Origin of the sequence: Streptacidiphilus pinicola, from assembly GCF_003258295.1 — a bacterium.
In the GTDB taxonomy this organism is placed as follows: domain Bacteria; phylum Actinomycetota; class Actinomycetes; order Streptomycetales; family Streptomycetaceae; genus Streptacidiphilus; species Streptacidiphilus pinicola.
Window position 1 is genome coordinate 91,667 of sequence record NZ_QKYN01000065.1, and the last position, 11,612, is coordinate 103,278.

The 11,612-nt window shown below is 71.2% G+C and carries 13 protein-coding genes; 3 read left to right on the plus strand and 10 right to left on the minus strand.

Going from position 1 to position 11,612, the window contains the following annotated elements; translation table 11 throughout:
* Positions 1–220 precede the first annotated feature (220 nt).
* Positions 221–1,153 carry an esterase/lipase family protein gene (locus DN069_RS16795; protein ID WP_111501812.1) on the plus strand — a complete coding sequence of 311 codons (933 nt, stop codon included), beginning with the start codon at positions 221–223 and terminating at the stop codon, positions 1,151–1,153.
* 9 nt (positions 1,154–1,162) lie between these two features.
* On the opposite strand, the gene DN069_RS16800 is transcribed toward DN069_RS16795, so the two are convergent.
* The 9 genes from DN069_RS16800 to hisD all read right to left on the minus strand — a co-directional run bounded on the left by DN069_RS16800 (position 1,163) and on the right by hisD (position 9,235).
* Entirely contained in the window at positions 1,163–3,412 is a 2,250-nt protein-coding gene (locus DN069_RS16800) for an MMPL family transporter (protein ID WP_207892173.1), read from the minus strand.
* A gap of 65 nt (positions 3,413–3,477) precedes the next feature.
* A complete protein-coding gene (hisF, locus tag DN069_RS16805; protein ID WP_111501813.1) occupies positions 3,478–4,251 on the minus strand; it encodes an imidazole glycerol phosphate synthase subunit HisF in 774 nt (257 codons plus the stop codon).
* A complete protein-coding gene (locus DN069_RS16810; RefSeq protein WP_111501814.1) occupies positions 4,251–4,655 on the minus strand; it encodes a RidA family protein in 405 nt (134 codons plus the stop codon). The genes hisF and DN069_RS16810 overlap by 1 nt, the downstream gene beginning before the upstream one ends.
* Before the next feature lie 19 nt (positions 4,656–4,674).
* Entirely contained in the window at positions 4,675–5,400 is a 726-nt protein-coding gene (gene priA / locus DN069_RS16815) for a bifunctional 1-(5-phosphoribosyl)-5-((5-phosphoribosylamino)methylideneamino)imidazole-4-carboxamide isomerase/phosphoribosylanthranilate isomerase PriA (protein ID WP_111501815.1), read from the minus strand.
* A complete protein-coding gene (gene hisH, locus DN069_RS16820) occupies positions 5,397–6,032 on the minus strand; it encodes an imidazole glycerol phosphate synthase subunit HisH (RefSeq protein WP_111501816.1) in 636 nt (211 codons plus the stop codon). The genes priA and hisH overlap by 4 nt, the downstream gene beginning before the upstream one ends.
* A gap of 28 nt (positions 6,033–6,060) precedes the next feature.
* A complete protein-coding gene (locus DN069_RS40085) occupies positions 6,061–6,213 on the minus strand; it encodes a hypothetical protein (protein WP_165845522.1) in 153 nt (50 codons plus the stop codon).
* The gene (gene hisB, locus DN069_RS16825) at positions 6,210–6,818 is read right to left on the minus strand and encodes an imidazoleglycerol-phosphate dehydratase HisB (protein ID WP_111501817.1); all 609 of its coding nucleotides are present in this window, start codon (positions 6,816–6,818) and stop codon (positions 6,210–6,212) included. The genes DN069_RS40085 and hisB overlap by 4 nt, the downstream gene beginning before the upstream one ends.
* Positions 6,819–7,931, minus strand: a complete 1,113-nt coding sequence (locus tag DN069_RS16830; RefSeq protein WP_111501818.1) for a histidinol-phosphate transaminase — start codon at positions 7,929–7,931, stop codon at positions 6,819–6,821.
* Positions 7,928–9,235: a histidinol dehydrogenase gene (hisD, locus tag DN069_RS16835; protein WP_111501819.1), complete on the minus strand. Its 1,308-nt coding sequence runs from the start codon at positions 9,233–9,235 to the stop codon at positions 7,928–7,930. The genes DN069_RS16830 and hisD overlap by 4 nt, the downstream gene beginning before the upstream one ends.
* 303 nt (positions 9,236–9,538) lie before the next feature.
* Between hisD and DN069_RS16840 the strand changes: the two genes are divergently transcribed.
* Together DN069_RS16840 and ybaK are read left to right on the plus strand one after the other, a co-directional pair.
* Complete coding sequence (locus DN069_RS16840) at positions 9,539–10,249, plus strand: LON peptidase substrate-binding domain-containing protein (protein WP_111501820.1); 711 nt, start codon at positions 9,539–9,541, stop codon at positions 10,247–10,249.
* 11 nt (positions 10,250–10,260) lie between these two features.
* Entirely contained in the window at positions 10,261–10,755 is a 495-nt protein-coding gene (gene ybaK, locus DN069_RS16845) for a Cys-tRNA(Pro) deacylase (protein WP_111501821.1), read from the plus strand.
* A gap of 38 nt (positions 10,756–10,793) precedes the next feature.
* On the opposite strand, the gene DN069_RS16850 is transcribed toward ybaK, so the two are convergent.
* Positions 10,794–11,552 carry a hypothetical protein gene (locus DN069_RS16850; protein WP_111501822.1) on the minus strand — a complete coding sequence of 253 codons (759 nt, stop codon included), beginning with the start codon at positions 11,550–11,552 and terminating at the stop codon, positions 10,794–10,796.
* Positions 11,553–11,612 lie beyond the last annotated feature (60 nt).

Genomic DNA, 11,612 nt, shown 5'->3' on the forward strand with positions numbered 1-11,612 from the left:
TACCGGTCAGTATGCGGCGATGTTACCGGCGGGTCAATAGGCGGGCGCGTGCGTGTTCCGCGAGGTTTCGTGAGCGTTTCGCACCCTCGCCGCACGGGATGCGTGCACCTGCGCGCACGATTCGCCTTCGCAGCGTTCTTATTGTTGACCGACCCCGCTTTCCGGCTCCACGATCTGCGCCGATATCGACACGCACTACCGGCTCAGGACGGAGTCCACGATGCGTAGAGGAACCATGGGCGTGACGGCGGCGATGATCGCGGTGGGCGCCTTCGCGGCGCAGCCCGCTGCCGCCGCCTGGTATCCCGTCAACTACCACTTCGGAACCGGGTTCACCGCCGGTTTCTTCTTCCCCGGCAGCGCCCCCGCCGGGGCGAACGACTGGAGCTGCCAGCCCTCCGCCGCCCACCCCGAGCCCGTGGTCCTCGTGCACGGCACGCTGGAGAGCGGGAACGACAACTGGGGCGGCGCCGCACCGCTGCTCGCCGACAACGGCTACTGCGTCTACACCTTCGACTACGGCGGCCCCGGCGCCTCCTCCCCGATCCAGGGCGTCGGCGCGATCGAGGACGGCGCCGCGGTGCTCTCCTCCTTCGTCGACCAGGTCCGCGCTGCGACCGGCGCCACCAAGGTCGACCTGGTCGGCCACTCCCAGGGCGGCATGATGCCGCGCTACTACATCAAGAACCTGGGCGGCGCGGACAAGGTCGCCAAGCTGGTCGCCCTCTCCCCCACCAACCAGGGCACCACCCTCGACGGGATCACCGAATTCGGGCGCCAGCTCGGTCTGTTGGAGCCCGCGAACGCCTTCCTCTCCGGGCCCTGCGCGGCCTGCGTCGAGCAGGAGATCGGTTCGCCGTTCCTCACCGCGCTGAATGCCGGCGGCGAGACCGTGCCGGGCATCGACTACACCGTGGTCGGAACCAAGGACGACGAGGTGGTCACCCCCTACACCAACGCCTTCCTGCCGGCCGCGCCCAACGTCACGAACATCACCGTGCAGGACCAGTGCGGGTTGGACCAGTCGGACCACCTGGAGATCGCCTACGACCCGGTGGCGCTGACGGACATGCTCAACGCCCTGGACCCGGCCCACCCGCAGCCGGTCCCCTGCGAGGTCGTGCTCCCGGTGACCGGACCCCTGGTCGGCTGAGCCCCGACGCTAGCCCTTCGCCGCGGACCCGGACGTCGCCTGGTGGAGGGCCGCCTCGCCCTCGGTGTCCAGGTGCGGCAGGATCCGGTCCAGCCACCGGGGCGCCCACCAGGCGTGCCGTCCGAGCAGCGTCATCACGGCAGGGACCAGCAGCAGCCGGACGACGGTGGCGTCCACCAGGACGCTGACGGCGAGGCCGAGCCCCAGCATCTTCACCACGATGTTGTCGCTCAGGATGAAGGCCGCGAAGACGCTGAACATGATCAGTGCCGCACAGGTGATCACCCGGGCGGTGATCTCCAGACCGTAGGCGACGCTGTCCTCGGCCCGCTGGGAGCGGATCCAGGCCTCGTGCACCCGGGAGAGAAGGAAGATCTCGTAGTCCATGCTCAGCCCGAAGATGATCGCGAACATCATCATCGGCACGTAGCTCTCGATCGGCACCTTGCCGGCGACGCCCAGCGCCGTCCCGCCCCAGCCCCACTGGAAGACGGCGACCACCACGCCGTAGGAGGCGCCGATCGAGAACAGGTTCAGCACGGCGGCCTTCAGCGCGACCAGCAGGCCCCGGAAGACGGCGAGGATGATCAGGAAGGCGAGGCAGACCACGACCACGATGATCAGCGCCAGCCGGGCGCTGATGATCTCGGTGAAGTCCTGCTGGGCCGCGGTCACCCCGGTCACGTAGGTGGTGGCCGCCGTCCCCTTGGCGCCCTGGGGCAGCGACACGTCCTTGAGGTGGTTGAACAGGTGCGTCGTGTCCGCGGCCTGCGGCCGCTGGGTCGAGATCGCCGTGCCGGTCAGCACGTTGCCGTTGCTGGTGGCCTGGAGCGGGCTGATGCTGGCCGCGTTCGGCACCCCGGTCAGCGACTTCTGCAGGTTGGAAGCCAACGTGGAACGTTGACTCGACGGCACGTTCGTCTGGTCCACGACGAGGGTGAGCGGCCCGTTGGCGCCCGGCCCGAAGCCCTGGCTGATCAGGTCGAACGCGCGGCGGTCGGTGAAGGAGGTCGGGTCGGCGCCGTCGTCGATGTGGTCGAGCCGCATCGAGAACAGCGGGATCGCGAGGATGCCCAGCACCAGCACACCGGCCGCCAGGAACCACCACGGGCGGTGCTCGACGCGCTTGGCGTAGCGGTGCCAGAAGCCGTGCTGCGGCTCGCCGGACTTCTCCACGGCGTCGTCGCCGGCCACCGGGCCGCCCTCGGCGACGGGGGTCTTCAGACAGAAACGGTCGATCCGACGCCCGATCAGGCCCGCCAGCGCGGGCACCAACGTGAGCGCGCCCGCCACCGCGGTGACCACGGTGACCGCCGCCGCGATGCCGAGCCGGCCGATGAAGCTCAGGCCCGACACGTACAGCCCGGCCAGGGCCACGATGACGGTGCAGCCCGAGACGAGGACGGCCCGTCCGCTGGTGGTGACCGCCACGCCGGCCGCGATGTGGGGCTCCACCCGGTCCATGATCAGCTGTCGGTACCGGGTGATCAGGAACAGCGCGTAGTCGATGCCGACGCCGAGCCCGATCATGGTGGCCAGGGTCGGCGACACGCTGGCGAAGTCGATGGCGGCCGCCAGCAGGCTGAGGCAGCTGAGCCCGACGATGACGCTGATCAGCGCCGTCACCAGGGGCAGTCCGGCCGCGATCAGGCTGCCGAACCCGACGACCAGAACCACGATCGCCACCGCGAAGCCGATGGCCTCACTGGTCAGGTCCTTGGCATGCGGCCTCGCCGCCTCGCCGAGCGGTCCGCCGTACTCGACCTGCACCCCCGCCGAACGCAGCGGCGCCACCGCGGCGTCGACCCCGTTCAGGTAGTCCGTCCCCAGCGCGCTGGGGTTCTGGTCGAACCGGACGGTGATGTAACCGATCGTCCCGTCCTTGGACAGCGCGCCGGTCTGGGTCGTGGTGCCGGAGGAGTTCGTCTGCGGCAGCGGGTTCTGCACCGACAGGACGTGGTCCAGCTTCTGCAGCGAGGCGACCGCCTGGTTCACCTGGGTGGTGAAGTCCGTCAGCGGCTTCGCGTCGTGCAGCACCACCTGGGCGCTGGTGCCGCCGATGCTGGGCGCGTTCGCCTGGAGGACGTCGGCCCCCTTCTGCGACTGACTGTCGGGGAGGCTGAAGTCGTCCGAGTAGGTGCCGCCGAAGCTGTTCTGGAGCCCGTGGAGCACACCGAGTCCAGCCAGCCACACCACGATCACGATGATCGCGTGGCGGGCACACCATTCGCCGAGTCGCTGCAGGATGCCTTTGCGCACCCGTCCAGTTCAGGGCCGCGGCGAGGGCCCCGCAATCCGGACGGGGCCGTTCGGATGTCGCCCCGTCAGATCCGGACGGGGTGGCCCGCCTCGCGCAGCGACTCCTTCACCTGGGCGATCGTCAGATCGCCGAAGTGGAAGACGCTCGCCGCCAGCACCGCGTCAGCGCCCGCGCCGACCGCCGGGGCGAAGTCGCCCAGCTTGCCCGCGCCGCCGCTGGCGATGACCGGGACGGAGACCGCCTTGCGGACGGCGGCGATCATGTCGAGGTCGTAGCCGTCCTTGGTGCCGTCCGCGTCCATCGAGTTCAGCAGGATCTCGCCCGCGCCGAGCTCGGCGGCTCGCGTCGCCCACTCCACCGCGTCGATGCCGGTGCCGGTGCGGCCGCCGTGCGTGGTGACCTCGAAGCCGGACGCGGTCTCGGTGCCCTCGGGCGCGCGGCGCGCGTCCACCGACAGCACCAGCACCTGGCGGCCGAAGCGCCGGGCGATCTCGCGGATCAGCTCCGGGCGGGCGATGGCGGCGGTGTTGACGCCGACCTTGTCCGCGCCGGCGCGCAGCAGCTTGTCGACGTCGTCGACGGTGCGGACGCCGCCGCCGACGGTCAGCGGGATGAAGACCTGCTCGGCGGTGCGGCGCACGATCTCGTAGGTCGTCTCCCGGTCACCGGACGAGGCGGTGATGTCCAGGAAGGTCAACTCGTCGGCGCCCTGGGCGTCGTAGAGCTTGGCCAGCTCGACCGGGTCGCCCGCGTCGCGCAGGTTCTGGAAGTTGACGCCCTTGACCACCCGACCGGCGTCGACGTCCAGGCAGGGGATCACGCGGACCGCGAGGGTCATCAGGGAAGCTCCAAGTTCTTCTTGTACGCGTCGACCTCGACCTCGACGCTCATGCGCGAGTCGAGGAGGGCGCTGACGACGACGATCGTGCAGGCCGGCCGGACGTCCGCCAGGATGTCCCGGTGGGCCCGGCCGACCTCGTCGGTGTCACGGGCGTGGGTGACGTAGAGACGGGTGCGGACCACGTCCGCCTTGCCGAGGCCGAAGCGGGAGATCGCGTCCAGGGCCACCCCGAAGGCGGCCACGGTCTGGTCGTAGGGGGATCCCTCGAACCGGACCGAGCCGTCGTCCCAGGCCGTGCAGCCCGAGACGAAGACGAAGTCCCCTATGGCGACGGCACGTGCGAAGCCGTACTGGTCCTCCCAGGGGGAGTACCCGCCCACGTGCCGCCGATCCTGCGTCATCCCGCGACCTCCATCGGTGTCAGGACACTGCTGCGAGAGCCTCTTCGAGCGTGAACGCCTGCGCGTACAGGGCCTTGCCCACGATGGCCCCCTCCACACCTTCCGGCACCAGCGTCGCGATGTCACGCAGGTCCTGCAGCGAGGACACGCCGCCGGAGGCGACGACCGCCCGGTCGGTGGCGGCGCAGACGTTGCGCAGCAGCTCCAGGTTGGGACCGGTCAGCGTGCCGTCCTTGTCCACGTCGGTGACGACGTAGCGGGCGCAGCCCTCGGCGTCGAGGCGGGCCAGCGCCTCGTACAGGTCGCCGCCCTCGCTGGTCCAGCCGCGGCCTCGCAGCGTGGTGCCGACCACGTCGAGGCCCACCGCGATCCGGTCGCCGTACTCGGCGATGACCTTGGCGACCCACTCCGGGGACTCCAGCGCGGCGGTTCCGAGATTGACCCGGGCGCAGCCGGTGGCGAGCGCGGCGCGCAGCGAGTCGTCGTCGCGGATGCCGCCGGACAGCTCGACCTTGACGTCGAGTCGGCCGGTGACCTCGGCGAGCAGCGCGCGGTTGTCGCCGGTGCCGAAGGCGGCGTCGAGGTCGACCAGGTGGATCCACTCGGCGCCGGCGTTCTGCCAGGCGAGCGCGGCGGCCAGCGGCTCGCCGTAGGAGGTCTCCGAGCCGGAGGCGCCCTTGACCAGGCGCACGGCCTGGCCGTCGCGGACGTCGACGGCGGGCAGCAGCGTCAGCTTCTCGGTCACAGCGTGTCGATCCAGTTCTTGAGGAGGGCGGCGCCGGCGTCGCCGGACTTCTCGGGGTGGAACTGCGTGGCGGAGAGCGGGCCGTTCTCCACCGCGGCGACGAACGGCTCGCCGTGCTCGGACCAGGTCACCTTGGGCGGGCGCAGCTGCTCGATCGGGTTCATCTCCCAGTGGCGGACGCCGTAGGAGTGCACGAAGTAGTACCGGCTGTCCTCCGGCAGCCCGGCGAAGAGCACGGAGCCCTCGGCCGGCTTGACGGTGTTCCAGCCCATGTGCGGCACCACGGGCGCGCGCAGCGGCTCGACGGTGCCGGGCCACTCGTCGCAGCCCTCCGTCTCGACGCCGTGCTCGACGCCGTGGGCGAAGAGGATCTGCATGCCGACGCAGATCCCCAGCACCGGGCGGCCGCCGGCCAGGCGGCGGCCGATCAGCCGGTCGCCCTTGACGGCCTTCAGGCCCTCCATGCAGGCGGCGAAGGCGCCGACGCCGGGCACGAGCAGCCCGTCGGCGTTCATCGCCTCGGCGAAGTCGGAGCTGATGACGGCCTCCGCGCCGACGCGCTCCAGGGCGCGCTGCGCGGAGCGGACGTTGCCGGAGCCGTAGTCGAGGACGACCACGCTCTTGGCGGTCATGGGTTACGTCCCTTCCGGGTCGAGCGGGTCAGATCCGCAGGATGCCTGCGGCCAGGCTCATGGCTCCGCAGAGGGCGAGCAGCACGATGACGCCCTTGGGCAGCTTCTGCTTCCAGAAGGAGTACGCGCCACCGCAGAGGAACAGGCCGAGGAAGATCAGAACATACGTGGTACCGCTCACAGCGCGCCCTTGGTCGACGGGATGATGCCCGCCGCCCGCGGGTCCAGCTCGCTCGCGGAGCGCAGGGCGCGGGCGAGAGCCTTGAACTGGGCCTCGACGATGTGGTGGGCGTTACGCCCATACGGTACGTGGACGTGGAGCGCGACCTGCGCCTGGGCCACGAAGGACTCCAGGATGTGCCGGGTCATGGTGGTGTCGTAGGAGCCGATCATCGGCGCCATGCCCTCGGGCTCGGTGTGCACCAGGTAGGGGCGGCCGGAGAGGTCCACGGTGACCTGCGCCAGCGACTCGTCCAGCGGCACGGACGCGTCGGCGAAACGGCGGATGCCCACCTTGTCGCCCAGCGCCTGCTTGAAGGCGGCGCCCAGCGCCAGCGAGGTGTCCTCGATGGTGTGGTGGGTGTCGATGTGCAGGTCGCCGTCGGTCTTCACGGTGAGGTCGAAGAAGCCGTGCCGGCCGAGCTGGTCGAGCATGTGGTCGTAGAAGCCGACGCCGGTGGAGATGTCGGTCTTCCCGGTGCCGTCCAGGTCTATCTCGACCTTGACGGAGGTCTCCTTGGTGGTGCGCTCGACGCGGCCCACACGGTGCTGGTCGCTGCGGGACATTTAGCGGTTCTCCTTGAGGACTGTACGGACGGCGTCGAGGAAGGCGTCGTTCTCGGCGGGGGTGCCCGCCGTGACCCGGAGCCGGCCGGGCACGCCGTTGTCGCGCACCAGCACGCCCCGGGCCAGGATCGCCTGCCAGATCGCGTGGGTGTCCTCGAAGCGGCCGAACTGCACGAAGTTGGCGTCGGAGTCGGTGACGTCCAGACCCAGCGCGCGCAGCTCGGTGACGATGCGGTCGCGCTCGGCCTTGAGCTTGTCGACGTAGCCGAGCAGGACGTCGGTGAACTCCAGCGCGGCCAGGGCCGTCGCCTGCGTCACCGCGGAGAGGTGGTACGGGAGCCGGACCAGCTGCACGGCGTCGACGACGGCCGACGCCGCGGCGAAGTAGCCGAGCCGCAGGCCGGCCGCGCCGAAGGCCTTGGACATGGTCCGGGTGACCACCATCAGCGGGCGGCCGTCGAGCAGCTCCAGCAGCGAGGGCCGGTGCGAGAACTCGACGTAGGCCTCGTCGACGATGACCAGCGTCGGCTTGACCGCCTGTGCCGCGTCGTAGAGGCGGACGACCGTCTCGCGCTCCATGGCCGTGCCGGTCGGGTTGTTCGGCGAGCAGAGGAAGAGCACGTCCGGCCGCTCGGCCTGGAGCGCGGTCTCGGCGGCCTCGACGTCGACGGTGAAGTCCGGACGGCGCGGGCCCTCGATCCAGCGGGTGCCGGTACCGCGCGAGATCAGGTCGTGCATCTGGTACGTCGGCGAGAAGCCGAGCGCGGTGCGCCCGGAGCCGCCGAAGGTCTGCATCAGCTGCTGGATGATCTCGTTGGAACCGTTGGCGGCCCAGACCTGCTCCTTGACCACCGCGTGGCCGGTGGAGGTCGTCAGGTAAGCCGCCAGCTGGGTGCGCAGCTCCACCGCGTCGCGGTCGGGGTAGCGGTTGAGGTCCCGCGCGGCCGCGGCGACGCGCTCGGCGATGCGGGCGACGAGGTCCTCGGGCAGGGAGTACGGGTTCTCGTTCGTGTTCAGCAGCACGGGGACGTGCAGCTGCGGCGCGCCGTACGGGGACTTGCCCTTGAGCTCGTCCCGGATCGGCAGGTCGTCGATGTTGAGCTTGTCTGTCACTGGTTGGGCACCGTCCAGTCGAAGCGGGCACGGATCGCGTCACCGTGGCCCGGAAGGTCCTCCGCGTTGGCGAGCGTGACCACGTGCCCGGCCACCTCGGCCAGGGCGTCGCGGTCGTAGCTGACCACATGGATGCCGCGCAGGAAGGACTGGACGGAGAGCCCGGAGGAGTGACAGGCGCAGCCGCCGGTGGGCAGGACGTGGTTGGAGCCGGCCGCGTAGTCGCCCAGCGAGACGGGCGCGAACGGGCCGACGAAGACCGCGCCCGCGTTGATCACGCGCGCGGCGACCGCCTCGGAGTCGGCGGTCTGGATCTCCAGGTGCTCGGCCGCGTAGGCGTTGACCAGCGCCAGGCCCTGCTCCAGGTCGCGGACCAGCACGATGCCGGACTGCGGGCCCGCCAGCGCGGTGGCGATGCGCTCGCTGTGCTTGGTCGCCTCGACCTGCTTCGGCAGCTCGGCCTCGACGGCCTCGGCCAGCGCGACGGAGTCGGTGACCAGGACGGCCGCGGCCATCGGGTCGTGCTCGGCCTGGCTGATCATGTCGGCGGCGACGTGCCGCGGGTCGGCGGTCGCGTCCGCGAGGATCGCGATCTCCGTGGGCCCGGCCTCGGCGTCGATGCCGATCCGGCCCTTGAGCAGCCGCTTGGCTGCGGCGACCCAGATGTTGCCGGGGCCGGTGACCAGGTTGACCGGACGGCACTCGCCGGCGCCGTAGGCGAACATCGCGATCGCCTGGGCGCCGCCCACGGAGTAGACCTCGTCGACGCCGAGCAGCGCACAGGCGGCCAGGATCGTCGGGTGCGGGAGCCCGCCGAACTCCTTCTGCGGCGGCGAGGTCACGGCGAGCGAGCGGACGCCCGCCTCCTGCGCCGGGACGACGTTCATCACGACCGAGGACGGGTAGACGGCCAGGCCGCCCGGCACGTACAGGCCCACCCGCTCGACCGGCACCCAGCGCTCGGTGACGGTGCCACCGGGCACCACCTGGGTGGTGTGGTCCGTGCGGCGCTGCTCGCGGTGCACCAGGCGGGCGCGGCGGATCGACTCCTCCAGCGCGGCCCGGACGGCGGGGTCCAGCGTCTCCAGCGCGGCGGTGATCGTCGCCTTGGGCACGCGGATGTCGGACAGTCGAACCCCGTCGAAGCGCTCCGTGATCTCGATCAGCGCCTCGACGCCCCGATGGTGGACGTCCTCGCAGATGGGCCGCACCTTCTCCAGGGCGGCCTCGACATCGAGCTCGGCGCGCGGCAGCACGGCGCGCGGGTCCTCGGTGGAGCTGCGGAGGTCGATTCGAGAAATCACGTTGTCAAGTCTAGTGAGGCCTGGGAAAACACTGCCGTGGCATATCACTCTCTGATACGCCTCCTGAGACACGCGGTGACATCATCGGCCCGGAAAGCCCCGCAACGGGCCACGGCAGGCCCCCGAGTGGCCAACGACACGTTCGGCCGCGCCGGGCTCGCCGCGAACGGGCGGCGGGGGCAGCGTTGGTGAGGTCTCCGGTCCCCGAGCCGGAGACACCTGAGCGCCCGTACCGGCGAGCTGCCCCGAGCGCGACCCGGTACGGGCACCTGGACTGGTGAGTAGCCCTTACGCTTGCGCACTGTGACGGAACGGCTCCCCCTCTTCCCGCTGGGCTCGGTGCTCTATCCGGGGCTGGTGCTCCCCCTCCACGTGTTCGAGGAGCGCTACCGCCGGCTGATGGCCGACCTGACCGCCAAGCCGGAGCCGCACCGCTTCGGCGTCGTGGCGATCCGCGACGGGCGCGAGGTCGCGCCGACCGGAGTGGACAGCGAGGTGCCCGCGCTGGCCGGGCTCGGCTCGGACCCGGAGCGGGCGCTCTTCGAGATCGGCTGCGTCGCCGAGATCGCCCAGCTCACCCCGCACCGCGACGGCCGCTTCGAGCTGATCGCCAGCGGCACGACCCGCTTCCGGATCCTCTCCGTCGACACGACCGGGCCGTATCTGACGGCCGAGGTCGAGGACGTCCCGGAGGAGACGGGGCCGGAGGCGCAGCTGCTGGCCAAGGGCGTGGAGCGGGTCTTCCGCACCTACCGCAAGCGGCTGGCCGGCGCGCAGGAGAGCACCGTCGCCGGTGAGCGCGAGCTGCCGGACGACCCGAACGTCCTGTCCTACCTGGTCGCTGCGGCCTCGGTGCTGGACACCCAGGACAAGCAGCACCTGCTCGCCGCCGCCTCGGCGAGCGACCGGCTGCGCGCGGAGCTGCGCCTGCTGCGCCGCGAGGCCGCGGTGCTGGCCAAGCTGCCCTCACTGCCGGCGGTGGAGCTGACCCGCCAGGCCTTCAGCCCGAACTAGGAGCGGAACCCATGGCCAAGAAGGGCAGGGGCGGCCAGGGCACGCCCGCGACCGTCGCGCTGGAGGCGGCCGGCGTCGCGTTCACGGTGCACGACTACGTCCACGACCCGGCCGCGGAGTCCTACGGCGGCGAGGCGGCGCAGGCGCTGGGCCTCGCGCCGGAGCGGGTCCTCAAGACGCTCGTCGCCGAGGTCGACGGTGCGCTGGTGGTCGGTGTGGTGCCGGTCGCCGGGCAGCTGGACCTGAAGGCGCTGGCCGCCGCCGTCGGCGGCAAGCGGGCCGCGATGGCGGATCCGGTGGCCGCCGAGCGCAGCAGCGGCTACGTGCGCGGCGGCATCTCGCCGCTGGGCCAGCGCAAGGCGCTGCGGACGGTGCTGGACGCGTCCGCGCTGGAGCACGCGACCGTCTTCGTCTCGGCCGGCCGCCGCGGCCTGGAGGTGGAGCTGGCCCCACAGGACCTGGCGACGCTGACGAAGGCCGTCGTCGCGCCCATCGGGCGCGGCTGAGAGGCCCGCCCGCCGGTGCGACTCGGCCCAGGCCGAGCTCAGCCCACGCTGACCTGGGCCGCCGCGCTGGTCACCGGCACCGACCAGTCCTTGCCCGCGTAGTACCAGGCGTAGGTGCCCGTCGTGGTGGCCTTGGTCTCGGCGCGCATGAAGCCGCGCGCGTCCGTCTTCGTGCGGGCGACGATCTGCCAGGTCGAGCTGCCGGCGGCCTTGAAGCGCAGCTGCACCGGCTGGCTCGGGTTCCACACCCACAGCCAGGTCTTCCAGTTCGGCTGCATCAGCTGGCCCTCGATGTCCAGCAGCGTCCCGGGCGAGGCGGTGGACTGGGTACCGGTCAGCGTCGCGTAGCCGTCCTTCTTGATGAAGAACTTGCCGGCCGTGTCGGACTCGAACCGGTCCCCGTCGTTGGCCGTGGCGGTGGCCTGGACGTACCACTCGCCGGCCATGTTGTCGTAGACGTCGTGGTTGGCCAGGTTCACCGTGAAGGAGCCGGTGCAGACCGAGACGGTCTTGCTCTTGGCGACGCAGGGCGCCGCCGTCGGCCGGAGCACGCCGTAGTTGCCGCCCCAGACGCCGATCTTGTCGACCGACCTGATCCCGGACTTGTCCTCGGCGGTGACGGCGAAGCTCACCGTCGCGCTCTCCTTGCCCTTGAGCACCACGGGCTTGCCCTCGTTGACCACGACGTGGGTGATCCGGGTGGAGCCGCTCGACTGCTTCTCCCCGATCGAGGGCAGCACGATGCCGCCCACCGCGAGCACCCCGGAGGCCAGCAGGAGCACGGACCGTCTGCGCATCTTCCTCATCCTCGATCGACCACAGGCCGCCCCCATTGTCCCCGAAGCCGGACCCGTCCG